The 22,994-nt window shown below is 34.7% G+C and carries 21 protein-coding genes and 1 tRNA gene; 16 read left to right on the top strand and 6 right to left on the bottom strand.

Translation table 11 applies throughout. The annotated features are described in order from the left end of the window. Positions 1-218 precede the first annotated feature (218 nt). From ACGH46_RS08655 to ACGH46_RS08685, 7 genes are all read left to right on the top strand, one after another. Positions 219-1,808 (top strand): sensor histidine kinase, encoded by a 1,590-nt coding sequence (locus ACGH46_RS08655; protein ID WP_267360554.1) that lies wholly within the window; start codon positions 219-221, stop codon positions 1,806-1,808. 18 nt (positions 1,809-1,826) lie between these two features. Next, positions 1,827-2,528 carry a response regulator gene (locus ACGH46_RS08660; protein WP_065559672.1) on the top strand — a complete coding sequence of 234 codons (702 nt, stop codon included), beginning with the start codon at positions 1,827-1,829 and terminating at the stop codon, positions 2,526-2,528. Between the two features lie 173 nt (positions 2,529-2,701). Continuing rightward, positions 2,702-3,673 carry a glutathione S-transferase family protein gene (locus ACGH46_RS08665; RefSeq protein ID WP_411605297.1) on the top strand — a complete coding sequence of 324 codons (972 nt, stop codon included), beginning with the start codon at positions 2,702-2,704 and terminating at the stop codon, positions 3,671-3,673. 17 nt (positions 3,674-3,690) lie between these two features. Next, positions 3,691-4,431, top strand: coding sequence for an amino acid ABC transporter permease (locus tag ACGH46_RS08670; protein WP_267351956.1), 741 nt, complete (start codon positions 3,691-3,693; stop codon positions 4,429-4,431). After that, positions 4,428-5,186 carry an amino acid ABC transporter ATP-binding protein gene (locus tag ACGH46_RS08675; protein WP_411590399.1) on the top strand — a complete coding sequence of 253 codons (759 nt, stop codon included), beginning with the start codon at positions 4,428-4,430 and terminating at the stop codon, positions 5,184-5,186. The genes ACGH46_RS08670 and ACGH46_RS08675 overlap by 4 nt, the downstream gene beginning before the upstream one ends. An 18-nt stretch (positions 5,187-5,204) precedes the next feature. Next, positions 5,205-5,630, top strand: a complete 426-nt coding sequence (locus ACGH46_RS08680) for a GNAT family N-acetyltransferase (RefSeq protein ID WP_411597273.1) — start codon at positions 5,205-5,207, stop codon at positions 5,628-5,630. A 41-nt stretch (positions 5,631-5,671) separates the two neighbouring features. Then, positions 5,672-6,508, top strand: a complete 837-nt coding sequence (locus ACGH46_RS08685; RefSeq protein ID WP_411597274.1) for a transporter substrate-binding domain-containing protein — start codon at positions 5,672-5,674, stop codon at positions 6,506-6,508. Positions 6,509-6,777: 269 nt separating this feature from the next. Here ACGH46_RS08685 and ACGH46_RS08690 read toward each other — a convergent pair whose 3' ends face one another. Next, positions 6,778-7,518 carry a carbonic anhydrase gene (locus tag ACGH46_RS08690; protein ID WP_411605298.1) on the bottom strand — a complete coding sequence of 247 codons (741 nt, stop codon included), beginning with the start codon at positions 7,516-7,518 and terminating at the stop codon, positions 6,778-6,780. A gap of 456 nt (positions 7,519-7,974) precedes the next feature. Here ACGH46_RS08690 and ACGH46_RS08695 point away from each other — a divergent pair, with 456 nt between their 5' ends. The 8 genes from ACGH46_RS08695 (at position 7,975) to ACGH46_RS08730 (ending at position 16,507) form a co-directional block, all read left to right on the top strand. Next, the gene (locus ACGH46_RS08695; protein WP_411605300.1) at positions 7,975-10,287 is read left to right on the top strand and encodes an excinuclease ABC subunit UvrA; all 2,313 of its coding nucleotides are present in this window, start codon (positions 7,975-7,977) and stop codon (positions 10,285-10,287) included. Between the two features lie 101 nt (positions 10,288-10,388). Beyond that, positions 10,389-11,315, top strand: coding sequence for a serine hydrolase domain-containing protein (locus ACGH46_RS08700; protein WP_411605301.1), 927 nt, complete (start codon positions 10,389-10,391; stop codon positions 11,313-11,315). 238 nt (positions 11,316-11,553) lie between these two features. Further along, positions 11,554-12,936, top strand: a complete 1,383-nt coding sequence (locus ACGH46_RS08705; protein WP_411605303.1) for an MATE family efflux transporter — start codon at positions 11,554-11,556, stop codon at positions 12,934-12,936. Between the two features lie 232 nt (positions 12,937-13,168). Continuing rightward, a complete protein-coding gene (locus tag ACGH46_RS08710; protein WP_267374250.1) occupies positions 13,169-13,471 on the top strand; it encodes a hypothetical protein in 303 nt (100 codons plus the stop codon). A gap of 318 nt (positions 13,472-13,789) precedes the next feature. Further along, positions 13,790-14,464 carry a hypothetical protein gene (locus ACGH46_RS08715; protein WP_411597279.1) on the top strand — a complete coding sequence of 225 codons (675 nt, stop codon included), beginning with the start codon at positions 13,790-13,792 and terminating at the stop codon, positions 14,462-14,464. A gap of 75 nt (positions 14,465-14,539) precedes the next feature. After that, entirely contained in the window at positions 14,540-15,130 is a 591-nt protein-coding gene (locus ACGH46_RS08720; protein WP_267351973.1) for a hypothetical protein, read from the top strand. Between the two features lie 365 nt (positions 15,131-15,495). Next, positions 15,496-15,909: a hypothetical protein gene (locus ACGH46_RS08725; RefSeq protein ID WP_411605305.1), complete on the top strand. Its 414-nt coding sequence runs from the start codon at positions 15,496-15,498 to the stop codon at positions 15,907-15,909. After that, positions 15,875-16,507: a hypothetical protein gene (locus ACGH46_RS08730; RefSeq protein WP_411605307.1), complete on the top strand. Its 633-nt coding sequence runs from the start codon at positions 15,875-15,877 to the stop codon at positions 16,505-16,507. Before ACGH46_RS08725 ends, ACGH46_RS08730 begins: the two co-directional genes overlap by 35 nt. Positions 16,508-16,860: 353 nt before the next feature. On the opposite strand, the gene ACGH46_RS08735 is transcribed toward ACGH46_RS08730, so the two are convergent. Then, positions 16,861-16,936 (bottom strand) — tRNA-Asn (locus tag ACGH46_RS08735). 148 nt (positions 16,937-17,084) lie between these two features. On the opposite strand from ACGH46_RS08735, the gene ACGH46_RS08740 reads away from it, so the two are divergent. Continuing rightward, positions 17,085-17,660 (top strand): TIGR00730 family Rossman fold protein, encoded by a 576-nt coding sequence (locus ACGH46_RS08740; RefSeq protein WP_411605308.1) that lies wholly within the window; start codon positions 17,085-17,087, stop codon positions 17,658-17,660. Positions 17,661-17,711: 51 nt separating this feature from the next. Here the strand turns inward: ACGH46_RS08740 and fruA are convergent, their stop codons facing one another. The 4 genes from fruA to cra form a co-directional block, all read right to left on the bottom strand. Then, complete coding sequence (gene fruA, locus ACGH46_RS08745; protein ID WP_411605310.1) at positions 17,712-19,409, bottom strand: PTS fructose transporter subunit IIBC; 1,698 nt, start codon at positions 19,407-19,409, stop codon at positions 17,712-17,714. A gap of 8 nt (positions 19,410-19,417) precedes the next feature. Further along, positions 19,418-20,353: a 1-phosphofructokinase gene (gene fruK / locus ACGH46_RS08750; RefSeq protein ID WP_411605312.1), complete on the bottom strand. Its 936-nt coding sequence runs from the start codon at positions 20,351-20,353 to the stop codon at positions 19,418-19,420. Further along, positions 20,353-21,555, bottom strand: a complete 1,203-nt coding sequence (fruB, locus tag ACGH46_RS08755; RefSeq protein WP_411599611.1) for a fused PTS fructose transporter subunit IIA/HPr protein — start codon at positions 21,553-21,555, stop codon at positions 20,353-20,355. Before fruB ends, fruK begins: the two co-directional genes overlap by 1 nt. 389 nt (positions 21,556-21,944) lie before the next feature. Beyond that, positions 21,945-22,973, bottom strand: a complete 1,029-nt coding sequence (gene cra, locus ACGH46_RS08760; RefSeq protein WP_411605314.1) for a catabolite repressor/activator — start codon at positions 22,971-22,973, stop codon at positions 21,945-21,947. Positions 22,974-22,994 lie beyond the last annotated feature (21 nt).

Genomic DNA, 22,994 nt, shown 5'->3' on the forward strand with positions numbered 1-22,994 from the left:
TGCGTTTTTCCAATTGAATTGAAATCCACCATATGTATTTTTTCTCCAAAATGATTTGATTTGTTCGAATTAATTGGCGCGTATAGTGACAAAATATGAATCTCATTTTTGTGATATAAATCATATTTTAACTGTGGTTTTTATGGTTTTAATGGCTCAAAGTTTTTTTATGCTGTGTTACACTCACCTCTACTTTAATTTGAAAAGTAAATGTAAAAATGCGAAAGAAAGTACAATTATCATTTACTACGAAATTATTTTTATCTCTTTTGATCTTTTCATTGATTATTTTAGCTCTATTACAAAGTTATATTTGGAATGCGACAGAAACAAATTTATACCGAAGTTTAGGTGAAAAAGCGCAAATTCAAGCAAGAGAATTAGCAGTAATACCCAGTTTAATAAAATATGTTAGAGAAAAAGATACTAATAAAATAGCTGAATTAGTAATTGATATTTTTCAACAAAGTGACGCAAGTTATATTGTTATTGGTGATGAAAATGCCCATCGCCTTTTTCATACTGCCAATAATGCCCTATTTTCACCCATGATTGGTGACGATAATCAGCAAGTACTCAATGGCAATAGCAGTGTTACCATTAGTAAAGGTTCACTTGGGTTAGCATTAAGAGGCAAAGCACCAATAGTTGATCAAGGTAAAATTGTTGGCATTGTTTCAATTGGTTATATGATTGATGATATTTATGCACTACATATCAAACAAGTCATCCCTTTTATCTTTTTTTGTTCATTACTATTTTTAGCATTGTTTATCTTTTCTTATTGTTTTTCTAAGGCAATCAAAAGACAGATGTTTAATTTGGAGCCGAAAGAAATTGCATTACTGGTAAAAAGTCAAAAATCAATTATGGAATCCATTTTTGAGGGTGTCATTGCCATTGATCTTGAATACAAAATTATGAATATCAATCAATCAGCAAGATCGATGTTAAAAATTAAAGTCAAAGATAACGAATTGATTCATCATACCTTATGGGATTTTATTGAATCAACAGAATTTATATGTGGAAATGATAACAAAATCCGAGATATACATGATCATATTTGTTATTTTAATAATATTATTGTCATTGCTAATCGAATTCGAATTATGGTTGATAATAAGATTAAAGGTTGGGTTATTACGTTCCGTAATTACAATGATATTAACTTATTAAGCATGCAATTAACTCAGGTAAATCAATATGTGGATAATTTGCGCACATTAAGACACGAGCATCTTAATTGGATGGCAACACTATCTGGCTTAATTTATATGAAGCGTTACCAAGAAGCAGAATCTTTTATTGCGTTGCACTCTGCCGATAATCAAGCTAGCTTAGATTTTATAACTGAACATTTTAAAGTACCTGCTGTATGTGGTCTGTTAATAGGTAAATATTCTAAATCACATGAAATTGGTTTAAAACTGATGTTCGATCCTGCATGCCAGCTAAATGCATTACCCGATTCAATTACCGAAACAGAATTTATGTCTATTTTAGGTAATTTACTTGATAACGCATTCAATGCTAGTTTGAAAAACGATCGTGGCAATAAAACGATCTATTTATATCTTAGTGATGCAACCGATGAAATTGTTTTAGAAATTAGTGATCAAGGTTGTGGTATAGATGAAAAAATTCGTGATTCAATTTTTAAACCCGGCGTCACATCACAAGATACTAAAGAACATGGGATTGGTTTGCATCTCGTTTTGACTTACATTAAAAAAGCTAATGGCTATATTACATTTGAAGATAATGAACCTTACGGTGCAATTTTTTCCGTTTTCATACCCAAATAACATGAGGGATAAGAAAGTATGAATCAATCAAAAGATGATATAATTAAAGCACTTATAGTTGAAGATGAGCCAATTTTAGCTGAGCTAAATGCTGATTTTATTCAACGTGATACCAAAGTAAACGTTATCGGTATTGCCTCCAATTTAGCTGAAGCAAAAATAATGATCGATAAATTAAAACCAACTTTAATTTTATTAGACAACTATTTACCAGATGGAAAAGGTATCGATCTTTTTGAATATATCATTAATAATCATCTAGATTGTTATGTTATCTTCATTACTGCAGCCAGTGATATGGATACGTGTAGCAAAGCAATACGCTTGGGGGCATTTGATTATTTAATAAAACCACTGTCCTATCAACGTTTAAAACATTCGTTAGAGCGCTTTGAGCTGTTCTTATATCGGCAAAGCCTACAAAAGCATGTCAATCAACGAAGAATTGATGAACTTTTTAATTTGCAAACGAAAGATTTTGTCGGCATTAATCGTCATTCAAAAGGTATCGAGGAAATCACTCTACAAAAAGTTAAAGATCTATTTATGAAAACAGACAAACCGTTAACGGTAGATGATATAGTCGAAAATGCCCAAATCAGTAAAACGACCGCCAGACGATATTTAGAACACTGTGTTCAAACAAAATTATTAACCGTTGAACTTAACCATGGAAAAATCGGGCGTCCTGAAAGACTATATAAACGATTAGGTAAATAGTTCCAATTACCAAACACGAGTTAAGTACCACTAAAACCAGCTATCCATATAATTGATAATTATATAAATATGCTTATTTATTATTTTATCCTCTAAATATTTGATGCTAGATTGAATTTATCCAATCCTGAAACAGGATTGATTCTGCCGTATCAAATAAGAGGAGTAAGCATATGTCTATAGCGATAGGAAAGGTAGTCACTACCGAAAATAATGAAATTAACCAAGATGGCGCTTTTGTTCGTCAATCTAATCGATTTGATACTCCCTTCGGCAACGAGCCAGGCATGCTGCCGGTTGAATCGGGTCGTTATCGTTTAATTTGGGCGGCAATTTGTCCTTGGGCACACCGCCAGATGATAGCGATTAAGTTATTGGGGTTAGAGCATGTGATCAGTGTTGGTAAAGTATCACCCGTCCGTACCAGCCATGGTTGGGAGTTTTCGCTGGATCCTAAAGGCGTCGATCCGGTGCTCGGTATTCGCTACTTACCTGAAATTTATGCCTCGACAGATCCCAATTACCATGGTCGAGCAACCGTACCAACCATAGTGGATGTGAAAACCGGCAAAGTGGTTAACAATGACTATTTTAATTTAACCTACTACTGGGAAACCGTTTTTAAACCCTTTCATAAATCAGGTGCGCCCGATCTTTATCCTCTACATTTACGTAAGGAAATTGATGAACTTAACCATGTGATTTTTCATGAAGTGAATAATGGCGTTTATAAGGCAGGGTTTGCACGCTCACAAAAAGCTTACGAAGAAGCTTATCATCTTGTATTCAATCAATTAGATAAATTGGAGCAACGTTTAGACAAATCACGCTATCTATTTGGTGATAATATTACTGATTCCGATATTCGTCTGTATGTTACATTAGCACGCTTTGATGTTGCCTATTATTCTGCATTCAAAACTAACCGTAATCGAATTATTGATTACCCTAATTTATGGGCTTATGCCAGAGATCTGTATCAAATCCCGGCTTTTGGTGAAACCACCGATTTTGAAGCGATAAAAAAGGGCTATTTTTTGAGTAATAATGCGCATAATCCTTATGATATTTTGCCTTTAGGCCCTGATGTTAGCAATTGGCATGCTCCCCATAATCGAGATAAACGTTTTAGTACCAGTCACTAATTATTGGGATAATACGAATGCCAAATATAGTAGATATTGGATTAATTTTCAGCCAAATTCCGACATTACTTGCTTATTTGCCGGTCACATTGTTTATTACTCTTTTTTCAATGTTACTGGGAGTAATGTTAGGACTCATCATCGCTATTATTAAAATGAACAAGATACCTGTTCTTTCCCAGATAGCGATGATATTTGTTTCATTTATTAGAGGCACGCCATTGCTAGTGCAACTCTATTTAAGCTTCTATGGTATTCCTATTATATTACGTTATATCAATTATTATTATCATACCGATTTTAATGTTAACAGTGTTCCGCCAATGCTGTTTGTTTTGATTGCGTTTTCTTTTAATGAAGCGGCATATAATTCAGAAACAATACGTGCCGCATTACAATCGGTAAATAAAGGACAAATTGAAGCAGCCCAATCTCTTGGTATGACCTATAGCCAGTTATTACGTCGAATCATTATTCCGGAAGCCTTTATTGTCGCCTTACCCAACCTTGGTAACGCACTAATAGGCTTACTTAAGGGAACCTCCCTCGCCTTCGTTTGTTCTGTAACTGAAATGACGGGCAGAGGTAAAACCTTAGCTGGACATAGTTATCGCTATTTTGAAGTCTATATTTCATTGGCACTCATCTACTGGGCATTAACCATTATTATTGAATTAATCGTTAGATATTTGGAAAAGCGCCTTACGATATCTGACACGGTGAATACACCAAGTTATCGCCGAGGGAAGCTATTATGATAAATGTGCAAAATTTAACTTTATCTTTTCAAGATAATTCAATACTTAATAATCTTAATTTTCATATTAAACCTCATGATATTGTGGCAATTATCGGTGCGTCAGGAGCAGGCAAATCAACATTGCTACGATGCTTAAATTTATTAGAAAGACCGCAATTCGGTAAAATTACTATTGACGATATTGAGTTGGATGTCAGCCGTGTAAAGCGATCGCAATTAGTCAGATTTCGCCAACAAACTGCAATGGTATTTCAACAATTTAATTTATTCCAACAAAAAAATGCATTAGAAAATGTAATGGAAGGATTAGTTGTTGTAAAAAAATATCCCAAAGATAAAGCACAACAAATAGCTTATGACAAATTAGTTGAAGTTGGACTAGGTGAAAGAATCTATCATTACCCCAAACAACTATCGGGAGGACAACAGCAACGAGTAGCCATTGCCAGAGCGTTAGCCATGGATCCTAAAGTATTATTACTTGATGAACCCACTTCCGCCTTAGATCCTGAATTAGTCGGAGAAGTGTTAGCTACGATAAAATTAGCAGCAAAGTCGGGTATAACTATGCTCCTCGTCTCTCACGAAATGAGTTTTGTACACGAAATCGCAACCCGAGTCTTTTTCTTGGATAAAGGGCAAATAATAGAAGACGGCACACCAAAACAAGTTTTTACCAATCCAACTCAGCAAAGAACCCGTGATTTTTTAACGCGCTATTACAATACCATGCAAATGGATTATGAAATCTAATGAATAAAAGAGGTCGTAATGAGTATTGTTTTACAACAACATTGTCAAAATATTAACTGGCAAGATGTCGCTGACTTACTTGCCTTTTATGGACTCAGTTCGCTTGATGCCAAAACCCAAGAACAAGTCTTTAAACAGAGTTATGGCGTCGTTTTTTTACTGGAAAAAAAACGAGTAGTGGGTGTGGGACGCACATTATCAGATGGTATTTGTCAGGCAGCCATTTATAACATTGCTCTGGCAAACCATTTACATGGTCAGCAATTTGGACGGTTAATTGTGGAAAAACTGGTAGAACAGGTCAAACACTGCAATATCATTCTTTATACTCATCCCCAAACCATCGAATTTTATAAAAATATGGGGTTCGATTTAATGAAAACGGGAATGGCTCGTTATCAGGTCGATCATCAAACAGAAATGAAAAATATGGGTTTTATCTAAAACTGTTTTAGCTTTATTCCGTAAAAAAGGAGAGTAGCATTATGAATATCCCCACAAATTATTTTATTTCAGCTTTAAGCGTACTAACTTTAACTGTTTTATTATCTGGCTGTGATAACGCAAAAGAAAACTCACCAACAACCCAAAAGGAAAAAATTACTATTGCTACCTCTGGCGCACCTAGCCCTTTTACGACGGTAAATGATAAAGGAGAATTAATTGGCTACGATATTGAGGTAGTCAAAGCGGTATTTGCCCAATTACCACAATATGAAATCAATTTTGAAGTTACCGAGTTTCCTTCGGTTTTAGCAGGACTTGACTCTCAACGTTATCAAGTCGGAGCCAATAATTATGCGATGAATGAAAAACGCAAAGAAAAATATTTTTATTCTTCGCCAATTTTCATGAACCAATATGTGATAGCAGTAGCTGAAAATAATGACAATATTAACCGTTTTAGTGATTTAAAAGGCAAATCGACTGAAGTTTCACCGGGGCTTAATTATGCTACAGCCTTAGAGTTATACAATGAACAACATCCCGATAACCCCGTCAACATTATTTACAGTGAAGCAGACTTACTGCCAGTGTTACAGCATGTTGAAACAGGACAATATGATTTTCAGTTAATTGATAAAGTCATGTTGTCGCAATATATCAGCGAACATAACTTGAAACTCAAAAGTATCGATTTAAGCAACGAAGATGCTGAACGTATTGCTTCCCCCTATAGTTACTTATTGATCAGCAAAGGAAAGAAAGGTGAACAATTAACCAAAGATATCAATCAAGGCATCCAAAAGATCATCAATAATGGAAAATTATCAGAAATTAGTATTCATTATTTTGGTGCTGATTATTCACCCAAACAGTGAACTAACATAATCAAAATAACCAATTGGTTTATAGCTAAAACATGGGGTTAAATAGCGTTGCCTACCATAATGAAATAGATATATAAAGCACTTATTCACAATGCTTTAAAATGCTGAATATTATGGGGAAGGCTTAGTATGGATTTATACTCAAATGGTATCAAGGTCTTTACTTTTACAAGTATCTTTAAGCTATAAAATGTAAGACTAGAAGATTTTCTTATTGATAATTAATGGCTCTTGGAAAGATGATTCCAGAGCCAAACTAATTAATCAACAATGATTCGTCCATTTAACGGTTGAATTGGTCGGTTATTATCATGCTGCATAATTGAATGAAATTTTTCGATTTGTGCTTTTGATGCATAACTTTCATGTTCTAACACAATCCACCTTACCCCTTCTGTACAAGGTGGCGTAGTCAGTGAACCACTAAAGCGGTAGTAGTCCAATACATTGGGTAATAACGCTTTTATATTAATGGCATTATCAAATATCAGGCTTTTATTCACCGCTGTTGGCATTTGATGCCATGCTTTTTCTAATTCTAAATTAGTTTTGCCTTCTTTAAACATTAACGCCATTACTGCTAAATCGCCATTTTGATTTTTATAAACAAAATGCGCTTCCATCGGATAATGCTTACCGTTAATTTCATTTTCGCTAGGCGTATGAAAATGGAATTGCTGTAATGTAAAAACTTCATCATCCAACGTTAAACTATTTTCACCCGATACATTGATTTGTATAGTATGACCATTATTAATCATTTCTTGCTTAGCAGAATTGAAAATAAGACTAAGCTCAGGATGATTTGTTTTAAACGCATGTTCAATATTGATTGGCGATTGATTCTTGCCATTTTCACAAGTTGAATATTCCGGTGAAAGCTTTCCCCAGTTTTCAGGCTTTTCTTGCCCATCATATCCCCAATGAGTGGTATGTTCATTTGCAAAACAGGGGAAGCTAAATGTTGCAATTAAAGCAACAATCCTTATGTTCAATTTCATAACTTATCAACTTAATAATGTAATTTGTGACGAAATTATAGACTTATTAAACTAGTCTGACTATCTAAAATTAGTTAATTAAAACAATTCTCTCAAAAAACCTCATTAAGGCCTCTTAAAAAATTTGAACTGTTTTTTAAATAAACAATATAGTTAACCAAATGACGGTAAAATACAACCAATTCACAAAATTGCAATTTTGTCAATAAATTTTAAAAAATATAGATATTTCATTTCACTAATAAAAAATAATGCTCTATATTTCCTCAATAGTTTGATCTTAACGATAAATAAATTAGTTGAAATTTCTTAATTAAAAAGACAAGGTGTGATTAGATGAAAAGTATAAAAATAACAGGAGCTCGGATTCACAATCTTAAAGATGTTGATATTACTATTCCCAAAAACAAATTAACCGTTGCCACCGGTATAAGTGGATCAGGAAAGTCTAGTCTGATGTTTGATATTGTGTTTGAAGAAGGACGTAAAGGGTATCTTCAATCATTAGGAATATTTCCGGGACTTGAAAATGAGAGAAAATTTGCAAGCATAGAGGGTATCGGCCCGACAATTGCAGTTAAGCAAAGCGTTGTACGTCAGAATAACCCAAGATCAACAGTCGGTTCAAAAACAAACATATTTAACCTTCTCGCCCTACTGTATTCAAGTGAAGGGCAGGTTAAATGTTCAGAGTGCAACGAAACTATTGGACAAGATAGGATCTGCGCTAAGTGTGGACATGAGGAAGAGCGCCTTGAATTAGGCTATTTTTCCTATAATAACCCTAACGGAATGTGTATGAAATGCGCTGGCAGAGGCGCATATTATCACGTTAATATGGAAAAGCTTATTGCAAATAAAAATCCTACCGTTCGAGAGTTATTTAATTTTATCGGGGTAACCCCCGGTATACTTCGCGTCTTGGAAAGGAATTTCAAAGGCTATATGGATCAGCCTTATTTAGAAATACCGGATGAAATAAAAGAAGACGTGGTAAACGGGCATTATGTCAGCAATAACAGTGCAAATCAAAGCTTCTGCTTATCAAGAATTTTGCAAGCTAAACACAAAAGAGGCGAATATTTAAATGGTCTGTATGAAATAACACTTTGCTCAGAATGTCACGGATATCGCATTGGTGAAGAAGCTCGCAACATATTAATTAATCATAAACATATTGGTCAAGTCGGTAAAATGACTTTAGACGAGGCTAAAACGTTTTTTGAATCGGCATTGGAACTAAACGAAATAACGCAATTTGGGAAAAATCTTCTTAAAGATATTTTAGGTAAAACAAACTCATTAATTGCTTCTCGTTTAGGTCATTTGTCACTTTATAGAGAAATGTCCTCACTAAGTGGTGGGGAAATACAACGACTCTTCCTTAACTCGCATTTGGAGTCGAAACTTGAATCACTTATCTATATTCTTGATGAACCCACAGTAGGTCTACATGAATCAGAAAAACTTGAACTTTTACAATCTATAAAAGCGCTTAAAGATTTAGGCAACACGGTTATTGTTGTGGAACATGACAGAAGTACGATAGAAATAGCTGAACATATCATTGATATTGGCCCAAAAGCGGGGATTGAAGGCGGAGAAGTGATTTATGAAGGTGATTATGGAGGTCTGTTAAAATGCGATAAATCATTGACAGGACAATATCTTTCCGGCAAAGCAAAAATGCCGGTAAGGATGTTAAAACAAAATATCGATGATTCTGCTATTCCTCGTTTAGTCATTCGACACGCCAAAACCAACAATTTAAAAGATATTTCAATCGCATTTCCATTAGGCGTTCTTATTGGGGTTTCGGGCGTTTCCGGAAGTGGAAAAAGCTCCTTGATATCGAACACACTTACGCCCCTGTTAAAAAGTTATTTTCGCTTAGACGCCAATAAGAACAATACCAATGGAGAAGAAAACGAAGTAGATTTTGAAGATGAATCACTATTAATCGAAACAATAGCCGAAAGGTTTGATGGCGCAGAAAATATTTCTGGCTTTGCTGAAGTATCGCAGGTACCAATAGGAAGAAATATAAATTCGAATCCTGTTACTTTTACCAAAATATGGGACAAGATACGCAGATTATTTGCAGAACAACCCGAAGCAAAACGGTTAAATTTAACGGCGGGACACTTTTCCTTCAATTCCGAGGGCGCTTGCCGAGAGTGTAATGGTAGTGGACGTAAAGCTATTTTTCCTGAAGGTAGCTTAAAAATGTACGCAACGTGCGAAAAATGTAAAGGTAAAAGATATAACAACGAAGTTTTAACTGTCACGTATAAAGGGAAAAATATTTCAGAAATTCTTGATATGCAGATTTCCGAAGCGATAGCCCTATTTAGTGATAATGATTTCATTGTTCGTCCGTTACAGATAATGGAACGGATTGGTATGGGATATATAAAGCTTGGGCAACCCACTTCAACAATGAGCGGGGGGGAAACCCAAAGACTAAAACTCGCGAAGGAATTAGGACGGCAACGAAAAGGTCATATCTTGTATATCATGGATGAACCCACTACCGGTTTAAGCCTTTATGATACAGCTCAACTGATAAAACTGTTGGATGAATTAATCAAAAGCGGAAACTCTGTGATTGTTGTTGAACATAATCATGAAGTTCTTGAATCGTGTGATTGGATTGTGGAGCTTGGTCCTGAAGGAGGATTAAAAGGCGGTGAAATCATTGCCGAAGGAACGCCTAAAGACTTGGTAAAAAATCCAAAATCACTAATCGGAAAATACCTTACGATTTAAAAAGTGGATACTTGATTATGGCTAATGTAAAAGAATTAGAAACCATTGATGCAGAATCGGTGAATATGAATCCAGATAAATTGAGAGAGCTGGATATCGCCTTGAATTTTCAATTAGGCATTATTAAAGGAATCGCTATTTTGCGAAAAGGCGGCATTGTTTTTGAAAAATATTTCAAAGGTTACCATGCTGAAAATACTCATCATCTAACTTCAGTAACACAAAGCGTTACTTCCGCTTTAGTGGGAATAGCCATTGATAAGGGTTATATAAAAAACGTCGATCAACCAATACTGGATTTCTTTCCAGAAGCGGAATCCAAAGCTAGTGATATGTTAAAGCGACATCTGACAATCAAACATTTACTTACCATGACTGCACCCTATTCTTGGAAAAAGAGTGAGCCATTAGATAGGTTGAGAAGGCAAAAGAATTGGACGATGTTTATGCTTGAAATGTTGGGACAAAAAGGCCAGCTTGGGGAGTTTCAATTCAATATGTCTAATGCGCACCTTCTTTCAGCGATTATTACGCGGAGTACGGGACTATCAAGCCGAGAATTTGCCAATAAATCATTATTCAGCCATTTAGGGGTTAAAGAGATCGTTGACCAGCAGATGAAATCCTTTTCTAAAGAAGAGGTCTATGGTGAAAGTATTACCGGTTGGATAAAAGATCCTCAAAATATCAATACTGGAGGCTGGGGACTGTCTTTAACTCTGCGTGATATGCTTCGTTTGGGATATTTGTATTTGAATAAAGGCCATTGCAATGACAAGCCGATCATTTCAGAAAACTGGATAACTGAATCGCTAAAACAGCATACGGAAGATTGTGGCTATATGTGGTGGCTTAGAGAAGATAAGGGTATTAACACTTTTCTCGCGGCAGGCATAGGCGGAACTTATCTCTATTGTGTTCCCGAAAAGGATCTGATAGTGGCAATCGTATCGAAAGTAGACAAAATGATAATCGATAGGTGGGAACTCATGGCGGATTATATTATTCCATCAATTACAGACAGTTAATTTTTTCGTCGTAAATAAAATATCCCTTCTGCGATTCATTCCACCAAAAGGCAAGAAGGTTTTCCCGCCATGAACTGTCTATCAAAACGTTTTAGGTTGGGATAGGTGCTGTTTGGGCAGGTACTATAAAGTGAAAAATATAATGGATATTTTGCTCTCGATAACATGTCGATTAGACGCTTTTTGCGCTAGAGAAAAATAACATCACTATTTAAAAAATAAACTTAAAGAGAAATCTATGTCAAATTTTCAAGAAAAATTGCAAAAAGGCATGTTTGAAGGTCCAATCATGCCAATAATTATAAAAATAGGGATTCCCATTCTCATTGGTCACTTATTAAATTATGCTTACTTAATCATAAATACCTATTTTATTTCATTGATCAATCCTACTTCTTCAGCTCCGTTGGCGGGAACCGGTCTTTTATTTCCATTATTTTTTGTCTTTGAAGCTATAGCCTCAGGTTTAGCCGTTGGACTCAGTACCACAACGGGGCGATTAATCGGCGAAAAACGATTTAATCATTATCAAAATCTAGGTGTTACAGGTGTCGTCATAGCTTTACTGCTAACCGTGCCATTTATGATTATGTGTTATGCTTTTGGCCCACAAATTATTAATTTATTATCAGGTGATAAATTAAGCCTAGAAGCAACAGTCTATAGTCTACAGTTTTTATATTCATTAGCCCCTGGTTTACTGTTCATAATATTATTACAGGTTTATGGCGGTATTCTTATTGGCGAAGGCCTGACATATGTTACTGCAATATCATTTATGATTATGGTAACGCTCAATATCATACTTGATCCGATATTGATATTTGTACTCGATATGGGGGTGGCTGGTGCAGGTTTAGCCACAACAATATCGTTATTTATGGCTTTTATCTATTTAATCCGCTTTATACACAAGGGAAAATCAAGAATTCCGTTAACATTTAACTTTGCTCACTTTAACGGAAAAATTGCCAGAGAAATCATACGGATTGGATTGCCTCAGTTTTTAATGACAGCCTCAACTTATATCATTATCGTTGCATATAACAAAATGATCACCAATACCTTTGATGAAAATGCAATGAATGCATGGATATTGGTTGGGAGAATTGATCAGATTTTAGTTATTCCGATGATTGCTATTGCTGGTGCAATGACGGTCTTTATTTCGCAAAATTATGGACGTAATCAACTTGATCGGATTAAAGAAGCTTTAAATCTAAGCTTAAGGACAATAATGATATTATGTAGCATCATTGCAGCATTTTATGTATTACTTTCTCCTTGGTTATTTTCAATATTTACTTCAATACCAGAAGTGATTGATTTTGCCAGAAAACAAGTGCTAATCGTATCATTTACCTTTTGTTTTATGGCAATAACGTGGATAATCGCATCATTCTTTCAAGCGACAGGAAAACCCCTACCTGCGGTAATTATCCTTTATATTAGAATGATCATTATTTTTTCTATAGGACTATATTTAGTCTATGTTCAAAAAATGGGAATGAATGGCATTTTTATCTCTATGGCAATCGGAAACCTACTTTCATGTTTATGGTCATTTTTGTGGGTGAAGAAAAGGCTGAAATCATTAAAATTCAAATCAATTTTGGAATAAGTTATTCTCGTCTATTGCTACGCTATTATCACAAACAATATTAAGCAAATAAGCTAAGTACAAAAGTTAATCAAGGAGAAGAAAGATATATTGTAAAAAATAATTGGGTAGATATTGAATATCATTATATTATTGGAAGAAAAGAATAGGGAAAAAGTAATATTTATGAAGCACATCCCCGAATTAAAGTCGAAATTCAATCAGTTCAATAAGATTATAAATGGATGACAATATGAAATTATTAAAGATCTTAATAATACTATTACTATTAATTAAAGGTTTTACCCAAATTCTTATTTGCAACGATGATCCTACTGTCTTTTTGGCGCTAAAATTGAATCCTCTTTCTGAAAATTATAATTATATTAATTATTTAAGTCACAATAGTTATTATGTTTTGTTTTCTGATGAAAATGAAATGATAGGACAAAATATCATTGATATGATTTATAAAATTCCTTTAATTCTTTATATTTCAGTTTTACTGATATTATTTTTTTTAAAACATAAAAATACAAAAGAGAAAACCCTATGAAGCAATTTTTACCTCATATTACTTTTTTGGGTTTGATATATTTTTGTTTTTTATAAACAGGTTAATTGACCACAATTATTAAGTAATGAAATAGAGAAACATTTACTCGAAAGAAGATTAGATAATTATGATATATCGTAACTTATAAACAAAGACATCAAAAAAATTTATTCTGATGATGATTTTAAGTTTAAACTGGATGCTTATTATTATTTATACCATTTCAAAAATAATCACTGGGTATTTGATAAAGCGGAAAAAATGAGTTCTAAATAGTCTTAACAGGTTAATTTAATAGTGAAAGGAAACAATTTTAAAATGAGAATATTATTACTGATTCTATTGTCTTTGGCTAATATAGCATGTAGTCAAAAAATAGAAAATCAATCAGCAGTGACTCAAACAATCCCACATTTTGATGCTACGGTTTATCAACTTATTGACCTTTTTAATAAAAAGAATTTTAAAGAAATTAACCAATATATTAATAAAGATATAGGTCTTTTCATTGTATATAATGGAAGTACCAGCCCAACAATGAGAAGAATTGAACAATTTAAATCGAATAATAAAATAATTGAAAATACAATACCGTCTTGGGTAGACGATGAATTGCTAGGGTTTTCAATATCTGGCAATCCTAAAATACAATATGAACAATATCCTACATTTGATCCATGTAGTGAAAAAGTCACTAAACTAGGTCTGTATGCCAATTCAAAAGAAAAAAATATTGAGGCTTTAAAAATAGCGCTTGGTTATTATCATTGGGAACTAAAACACTATCAATTTGAAAAAAACCCTGTTTGGGAGGAATATCAATCCATTGCCGATAAAATAGCCCCTAAAACAGTTAAAGTTGTCTATATAGAAAACTTTCCAGGTATAATACCGAATCATGAAAAAAATATTTTTATATTTTATCTAACCCAATTAGATAATAAATGGTATTTATCCATTCTAGATTTTTATACTATGGATTGCAGTGCATAAAATGCGTGGTAATAAAAAATATATCGGCAAAAATTAGACTAAATTCCTATAATACCAAAGATGGAGATGATGAAAATGAAAATAAACCGCACTACCATAAAAATTAAAAACTATTTGATTAGTTTATTTTTAGCAATTTTTTTACCATTCAGTTGTAATGCCTACGAAAATCAATATATAGATACAAAATTCGTCTATGAAGCACAATATGATCGAAATAATGATTATTTTAAATCAAAAGAGTTAGACATGCTTTTTAATCTTAATAATGAAGACTACTACCTACCAGATACTTTTGGTCTTGATGCAGAGTTTTATTATGTTCGACCGATATGTATTAAAGGTAATCTTAAAGATAATTATATTCTTTTATATGATAAAAATGACATTTTAAGAGATGTGCTCCCCGTTGCTAATAAATATGTATATTCTATTGATGTTCGATTAGAAAATAATAAAAATGGAATTTGTTTGGGGACATTTGATAAAGAAAATGATTTTTTTGAGATTGAAAAAATTTATGAAGTCACTAAGGAAATAAAATTAAAACCTTTATCAATTGAAACCAAAATATTGGACTGTCCTATACCTGCTGATTACAATACTGAGGATATTGTAGGAATGGAAGATTACTTCAAATATGGCGTATTACGCAATAGAAAATAATAGTTTTAAAAAAGAATTAGTTTTAAATAGTTTATAGAAAATCAACATAAAAATCCTGAATAATGATATACCAATTTATTGCGACTAAATGATATATAATTATTCAGGATTTTTTTACTATGGATTGCCGTGCATAATATGCGTGATAATAAAAAAATATTCTGGCAAAAATTGTTAATATTCATAGTAAGTTATCAATTAAAAATCCACCTAAAATAAAGAAGAAATAAATTCACTATTATCTGAAATCAGGTATATACTCTCCATAAATTCTGAAAACCGCACTCATATACTGCACCCGTTATTTTATACGGGCGTTAAGTATGGAGGGAAACATTGTAAAAAATAAACAAGGAATATTGGCAATGAGATTGATAATAGTATGTTTCACCATCCTATTTATGATAGGTTGTAATCAAATGGCGAATAGCCAACCGATTAATAAAAATAAAAAAGACGATCTTATTACCCAAATTATGCAAGCTCCACTTGCCAGCCCGCCAATTGGTGATAAACATGTTTTATATCCTTTTGCCACACATTGGCAAGATGCAGAAACAGAAAATGAACGTTCTGGGAGTGAAAAAGCTTTTGATGAATTGGCCAGAAATTTATATAAGCAGTCCCAATCAGAACAATCCTATAAGATTACTTTAACCCAAGAAAATTTAAAGCAGATTGTTCAGGATTCCTATGATATCCCATTTAATATCAACGATATTTTAAACCAGAAGATTACAGTTCATGTGGAAAAAAATAGCCGGCTTTTCTCAGTTTGATCTGTTTCTACTCACCACTGAGAACCTTGAGTTAGAATGCAACCATTGCGAGTATGGAAGACACCTTATTTTTCAATCCATTATCTCTATCAGCTCTGATCAAATTGTGGATAGATTAGTAGCCACTTACGAATATGGAAATGATCTGGGTAGAAGCTATCGATTTTTCTATTATGATAATGGGAAAATAATTATTAGGGATCTTGGTAGTGATGAGACAGACAGTGATGCTTATGAAAAAAGAACATATCAACTGACACCCCAAGGAAAATTCATCCGTTATTATGATACTAATGGTTCTTTTCAAAATACAGATCTTAATGTTACAGAGGAAGGTTTAGTTCAAAACCATACCCGCGAAGGTTTATGGATTGAGATAACAGGCAGTAAATATGCGCCTCTAGGTATCGGTTATATTTATCTCGAATCGGAATACAAAAATGGCCTGCCTGTTGGTATTTGGAAATGTCATCAATTAGAACAACAATATAATGAACTGTATGAACCCATCTTATCCACCCGCAAAAAAGGCAAACTTTTGTACACAGAAACCTATAAAGACGGTGAACTTATCGAACGCAAATTTATGAAACCATAGTTAATGGTGAAATAATTACAAAATTTTGCAGAAATAGAAAAATTTATGAAGTTAATGCTATTATCTGCCAGCTGGTTTTGATGCCGAACAGGTTGCCAAAGCTTCAAGCCCAAAGTTTTTTGTTGCTGAAGCAACTGCTTATCATGCAGCTCTCGAAAGAGAGCCTCAAAGTATCGCTTTACTTTTTATTTGAAAAAAATGAGCATTTTTGTTTACCCTCATTTGAACCCGAAAAAATAGTAAATTGATAGAAAAATTGATAAATGTATATGGATAAGCGGTATACTAAAAAAATATAAAATATTGATTTATAATCAAATAGAGACGTATAGATATGAGATGAAGTGGAAAGTTGGCTCCTCCAACTGGACTTGAACCAGTGACATACGGATTAACAGTCCGCCGTTCTACCGACTGAACTATGGAGGAACACTCGACGGTCAGAATATTAACGATCTATAACGATTATGTCAATCGTTAAAACACGAAATAAAACTAACTGCTCAGTGAGTAAACAAATAATACATCGCCTATGCTAAAATAAAGGGCTACGGTAAGAATAGCTAGAGTATGATTTATGAAAAAAAATATTTGTGTATTTTGTGGTGCCAGTGAAGGCAATCGTTTGGAATATCGAACAGCTGCCGAGCAACTCGGTAAAATTATAGCAAAACAAAATCGGCGATTAATTTATGGCGGAGGTAATAAAGGGCTGATGGGAATGATTGCTAATGCTGTTTTAGCTCATGGCGGTGAAGTCATCGGCATCATCCCTGAACGTTTAGTTAAAGCTGAAACTGCTCACCATGGCATTACCCGATTAGAGGTGGTCGACAATATGCATCAACGTAAAGCAAGGCTTGCAGAACTAGCTGACGGTTTTATCGCTATGCCAGGCGGTACCGGCACATTAGAAGAGGTTTTTGAGGTTTGGACTGGTATGCAAATTGGTTATCATGAAAAACCGGTGGCATTATTTGATATTGCAAACTTTTGGCAACCTATGTTGAGTTTTTTAAAGCATGCTGTGCAAGAAGGGTTTATTCGGGAAAATTTTTATAACACATTAATTGTTAGTGATAACGCCGAATTTGTGTTGAAACAAATGGACGATTTCGTTCCGAAAGATTTACAACGCTGGGTAAAAAAATAAGTGAATATAAGAAAAAACGCCATCATCAGATGACGTTTTAATTTATGCTTTTTAAGCTGTCGTCGCTACAGCTTCTTTTTCTGGTGCTTTAATAGCTGCATAAGCAAGCCCTGCAATAACCGATCCAACAACAATGGATAACAGATAACCACCCACAGGTTTAACGACACCTGGAATTGCTAGAGCAAATAATCCACCGTGTGGTGTCATTAATGTTGAACCAAATGCTAATGCCATACCACCAGTAATTGCGCCACCTAGAATACAACATGGAATAACACGTAACGGATCACGCGCAGCGAAAGGAATTGCCCCTTCAGAGATAAAGCATAAGCCTAATACTAATGACGCCTTACCACTTTCTTGCTCAGCTTTAGCAAACTTTTTGCGAGCGATTAGCGTTGCAATACCCATTGCCAATGGAGGTACCATACCACCAGCCATCACAGCAGCCATTGGTGCATAAACATGCGCAGAAATTAATCCCGTACCAAAAGCATAAGCAACTTTATTAATTGGTCCGCCCATATCTGTACACATCATACCGCCTAACACTGCACCTAAAATAACAGCATTAGCCGTGCCCATTGAATTTAACCAGTCTGTTACCTCACCCATTAACCAAGCAATAGGTGTACCAACAATAAACTGCATGACAAGCCCTGTCGCTAATGTTGCCAATAGTGGCACAATTAAAATGGGTTTTAAGGCTTCCATACTTTTTGGTAGGGGAAGGTATTTAGCGATTAATAATGCAAAATATCCAGCAAAGTAACCAATGATAATACCACCTAAAAATCCTGCACCTGTTGAGACCGCAAGCAATCCTCCGACCAGGCCAGGCGCAAGCCCTGGTCTATCCGCAATTGAATAAGCAATATAGCCCGCTAGTAATGGCACCATAAGCGAAAATGCCAAGCCTCCAATTTGCGCTAAATGTGGTTCGCCAACTAATTTTTGTACACCGTCAATGTTTTCAAATGAACCCAAAGCAAAGGAAAGTGCGATGATCAATCCACCGGCAACCACCATTGGTAACATATAAGAAACACCAGTTAGAAGATGTTTATAAAAACTTTTCTTCTCATTGCTTGATTTAGCCGATACTGAAGTTGATGAAGGTTGATAAACCGTTGCCTCTTCGAATGCTTTATCAAACTCTTGCGCAGTCTTTTTGAGCGCTGGGCCGGTTTTAGTTCGATATAATTTTTTACCCGCAAATTTACTTAAATCCACATCGATATCACAAGCGGCAATCACAATGTCTGCTGAGGCGACTTCTTCTGGTGTGAGTTCGTTACCAACACCGACTGATCCACGCGTTTCAACTTTACACCACCAACCACGTTTTTTAGCTTCTTCTTCAATCGCTTCGGCAGCCATAAAAGTATGTGCCACTCCAGTTGGACACGCTGTTACTGCAACAATACGTTTTGCAGCTGTATTAGAGGTAGGCGCTGAAACACGTTGAGCTGATTGTTCAAAAACAACCGCTTTACTTTGTGCTTCTGTTAGAATTTGTTTTGGGTTTGCATATAACGCATTAATATCTTCTACCACATAAACTTTTTTACCGATAACGGATTTATCACTAATTTCACCAGTCCCGATAGCAATAATCGCATCAGCAGAATCTGAATTATCGGTTACGTTAAAATTCAACGAATTGGCAGCCAATGCGAGTTCCGCTCTGGCTAAACGTCCATTTACAGGACCTGTATTACTACCTTCAACAATATAAATATTCATGCAAACTCCTAACCAGCATTTATTTCAATTTTGCCTAGCATATCAGTTACAGCTTGGCGATCCGAAATCCCCACACCCGCTTGTCCAACAGACAAAGCAGCAACACTTGATGCAAATACCAGGGTATCTTTAATCGATTGATTTGTTATTAATCCATACATGATTCCAGCAACCATTGAGTCACCAGCACCGACCGTACTCACTACTTGACATTTTGGTGGTTTAGCCAACCATGCTTCATGTTGAGTCACCCACAAAGCGCCTTTACTTCCTAGTGAAATCACAACATTTTCAACGCCACCTTTTACTAATTCCATCGCAGCTGTTTTAATTTCATCTAGTGTCGTTAATTTACGTCCGACCCACATTTCAAGCTCTTTATCATTTGGTTTGATTAACCATGGCTTAGCTTTCAATCCAGCGACTAACGCATCTCGGCTACTGTCAAACACCACTTTTGGGCAGATCTGTTTAACTCGCTCCATCCATTGTGTAAATTTATCAAGTGATACGCCGGCAGGTAAACTGCCACTTATCGCGACCATATCGATATCTTTTAACCATTCAAGAGAACTTGTCACAAAACGTTGCCATTCATGCTCAGTAATTGTAAAGCCTGAAAAGTTTAGATCCGTCACTTCGCTATTTTCTTCAGTCAATTTGACATTAATACGTGTACGGCCTTCTACAGTTTGGAATTTGTCGACTACATTTAATGAATTAAATAATAGATTAAAACCATCTCGGTTTTCTTGACCTAAAAAACCACCAACAGTTAATTTTATATCTAGATCAGACAATACTTTAGCAACATTAATCCCTTTGCCTGCGGCAAGTAAAGCATTCGTTTGAACTAAATTTACATCACCCAACTCGACTTTTGGACAAAATCCTAATAAATCATAAGCAGGATTTAAGGTGATTGTTGCAACACGATAATTCATTATTCTGTTCCCTCACCAAGTCCGCTTTCAATTGCTTTACCGATAGCATCAAGTGCTTGCTCAGCATCATCACCGACCGCAGTAAATTGCAGACGGCTGCCTTTTTTGGCTCCAAGTGCAACGATTTTCATTAAGCTGGTAGCACTTACTGGCTCCCCTTTTCCATCAAGATTCGCAACAGTTACTTTGCTATTAAACTCTTTAACCAATTTAACTAATACTGAAGATGGACGAGTATGTAAACCATTTTCGTTAGGCACGATAAATTCACGAGTTAAAGCTTGGCTTGAATCCGATGCTAATGGCGCTGCTGAGTTAGCTTGTTCAGTTTGAGAATTATCGATAGTTGAAGGCAAGTCATCTGTCATCAGTAAATTGATTAATTTATCCGTGCTTGCCGATAACATTAAATCTAACTTTTCATAAAATGCTAAACGCGCAATACGATCAATAACCTCAGACATTGCATTATCAACAACCGACATCGTGATAAGTAATTTTACCGGTTTATTATCTTCATTTACGTTGCTTATTGTACGACTAATCACAATCGCATTTTTTAGATTGCCTTCTTTGCTATCGTTCAACCAAACCCCACTACCTAGATAAGTTGGTTTATTATCCAGCACATGAGTGATAAAAGCCGTATTTACAGCATTTTGTTGTTTTAAGCGTGATGCATTTAACGCTTGTAAAGTGGCTAAACTATCAGCATTGATATCCAATAAAAGTGATGATTCATTCATTGAAAATTGGCTGTCTTCTTGTTCTGTTTTTCCGGTTAAAATAGCAAGTGCTTCATCTGCTGTTTTAATGTTTTTGATTCGTTCTTCAACACCGTCAGCACCTAAAACATGCGTCAATTGACGAAGTAACTCTAAATGTTCATCAGAACTAGCGGCGATACCAATAGCGACATAAGCTTTTTCACCATCATCACCCCATTCAACACCTTCAGGAAAACAAAAAACTTGAACACCCGTCTTTTTAACTAAATGACGAGTGGTGGTAGTGCCATGTGGAATAGCAAGGCCAATACCCAGATAAGTGGCAGCTTGCGCTTCACGTTCAAGCATTCCATTTACATATCCTTCTTCGACAAAACCGGCACTAGTTAATGCTGCCGCTACTTTTTTTATCGCTTCTGTTTTATTAGTAGCGTGTTCATTTAAATGTATATCTTCTTTAACTAAATGAAACATAGAATAAATACCTCTGGGTTAAAAATATTGGGTCGACTAAAATGACTCATCTATAAATCCATTTAATGATTTTTATTGAATCGTTTCAGCAATAATGAATAAATTAAAATTATTTATCCAATAAATTATAACTATCAATAACAAATATGTGATCGAGATCTAATTTTTTGATCTTAATTTATTTATTATAAATGCAAAATAGATTTTAGACATTTTTTGTTATTTAGTTACATCATTTTGCTACCTTTAATGTAATGTATTTTTCATTAATTTCTAAGTCATGTATTTCAGCCTTCATAAAACGTTAAACATGTCCAAGCAATAATATTATAGCGTTTTTAGTAATACATCATGCAACAACCTATTTAGTGACAAGCTTCCGAGTTTTTTTATTTTTCGTATTTACTCATACGTTGACGGCTCAAACTGCCACGGTAAATTAATTGTCTTGGGATCATAGTAGTACCTGATTGATAACTTTGCTGATTCAAACAATTTTGGAGTAATGTGATAGTCAACTCCACTATTTCTTTATGATCCTGAGAAAGTGAAATCACTTTACAGGGCAAAAAATCGAGTAATTCATTATCGCCAAACGTTGCAATAGTTAATGATTCAGGTAAATGACCAAATTTTCTTAATATGGCATCAATTGTACCTTGAAGAAGTGAAAATGAAGTTGCAAAAATACCATTTGGTAATTCATGATTGTTTAACCAATGACTAAAAGCCGTATCAGCATCTTGTCGGCTATAATTATTAGCATATAAAAAATCAACATCGTTACAATTTTTTAATGTTACCGCGTTAAACCCTTCAAGACGATGCTGACTTACCGATAAATTAGGTAGAGCACCAATATAAATGACTTTGCCTTGAACAAAATGGTTAAATGCTTGGGCAAGTGCTTTCGCATCTTGTTTATCTGCACCAACAATATTTCTAAATTTTTTACTCGATAATGTTCTGTCTAATGCAAATAGAGGAATCTTAAAATTTTCCCAATCATCATAAAACGCATAGTCTGAATCCGTAACAAAAGACGATGACAGAATTAAAGCGTCCACCCTTCTTTGTTTTAAATGTGCAATGCATTCTTTTTCAATTTCTGGATTATCGTCAGAACAGGATAAAAGTAGTTGGTATCCTTCTTTTCTGACGAGTTGCTCTAAATAACTGGCAATGCGGGTATAACTACTGTTTTCTAAATCAGGGATAATAATACCAATAGTTCTTGTTTTACCTGCTCGAAGTCCTGCAGCAACAACATTAGGCTGATATTTGTGCTTTTTAACAATTGCCATCACTTTAGCAATAGTTTGATCACTTACTCGATATTTTTTCGCTTTTCCGTTTATTACGTAGCTTGCAGTCGTTCTTGACACACCAGCTAAAAGTGCAATTTCCTCTAACTTCATCACTGTTATCTCGGCAAATGG

It is taken from the genome of Gilliamella sp. CG22, from assembly GCF_046635725.1.
In the GTDB taxonomy this organism is placed as follows: domain Bacteria; phylum Pseudomonadota; class Gammaproteobacteria; order Enterobacterales; family Orbaceae; genus Gilliamella; species Gilliamella apicola_I.

Bases quoted from the DNA above. Each gene is read 5' to 3' on its own strand.
- ACGH46_RS08690 (WP_411605298.1), bottom strand. From the start codon at position 7,518: ATGAAATTGAACATAAGGATTGTTGCTTTAATTGCAACATTTAGCTTC.
- ACGH46_RS08670 (WP_267351956.1), top strand. From the start codon at position 3,691: ATGCCAAATATAGTAGATATTGGATTAATTTTCAGCCAAATTCCGACA.
- ACGH46_RS08720 (WP_267351973.1), top strand. From the start codon at position 14,540: ATGAAAATAAACCGCACTACCATAAAAATTAAAAACTATTTGATTAGT.
- ACGH46_RS08715 (WP_411597279.1), top strand. From the start codon at position 13,790: ATGAGAATATTATTACTGATTCTATTGTCTTTGGCTAATATAGCATGT.
- ACGH46_RS08660 (WP_065559672.1), top strand. From the start codon at position 1,827: ATGAATCAATCAAAAGATGATATAATTAAAGCACTTATAGTTGAAGAT.
- ACGH46_RS08725 (WP_411605305.1), top strand. From the start codon at position 15,496: ATGAGATTGATAATAGTATGTTTCACCATCCTATTTATGATAGGTTGT.
- fruB (WP_411599611.1), bottom strand. From the start codon at position 21,555: ATGTTTCATTTAGTTAAAGAAGATATACATTTAAATGAACACGCTACT.
- ACGH46_RS08675 (WP_411590399.1), top strand. From the start codon at position 4,428: ATGATAAATGTGCAAAATTTAACTTTATCTTTTCAAGATAATTCAATA.
- fruA (WP_411605310.1), bottom strand. From the start codon at position 19,409: ATGAATATTTATATTGTTGAAGGTAGTAATACAGGTCCTGTAAATGGA.
- fruK (WP_411605312.1), bottom strand. From the start codon at position 20,353: ATGAATTATCGTGTTGCAACAATCACCTTAAATCCTGCTTATGATTTA.
- cra (WP_411605314.1), bottom strand. From the start codon at position 22,973: ATGAAGTTAGAGGAAATTGCACTTTTAGCTGGTGTGTCAAGAACGACT.
- ACGH46_RS08695 (WP_411605300.1), top strand. From the start codon at position 7,975: ATGTTTGATATTGTGTTTGAAGAAGGACGTAAAGGGTATCTTCAATCA.
- ACGH46_RS08710 (WP_267374250.1), top strand. From the start codon at position 13,169: ATGAAATTATTAAAGATCTTAATAATACTATTACTATTAATTAAAGGT.
- ACGH46_RS08680 (WP_411597273.1), top strand. From the start codon at position 5,205: ATGAGTATTGTTTTACAACAACATTGTCAAAATATTAACTGGCAAGAT.
- ACGH46_RS08665 (WP_411605297.1), top strand. From the start codon at position 2,702: ATGTCTATAGCGATAGGAAAGGTAGTCACTACCGAAAATAATGAAATT.
- ACGH46_RS08740 (WP_411605308.1), top strand. From the start codon at position 17,085: ATGAAAAAAAATATTTGTGTATTTTGTGGTGCCAGTGAAGGCAATCGT.
- ACGH46_RS08685 (WP_411597274.1), top strand. From the start codon at position 5,672: ATGAATATCCCCACAAATTATTTTATTTCAGCTTTAAGCGTACTAACT.
- ACGH46_RS08730 (WP_411605307.1), top strand. From the start codon at position 15,875: ATGTGGAAAAAAATAGCCGGCTTTTCTCAGTTTGATCTGTTTCTACTC.
- ACGH46_RS08655 (WP_267360554.1), top strand. From the start codon at position 219: ATGCGAAAGAAAGTACAATTATCATTTACTACGAAATTATTTTTATCT.
- ACGH46_RS08705 (WP_411605303.1), top strand. From the start codon at position 11,554: ATGTCAAATTTTCAAGAAAAATTGCAAAAAGGCATGTTTGAAGGTCCA.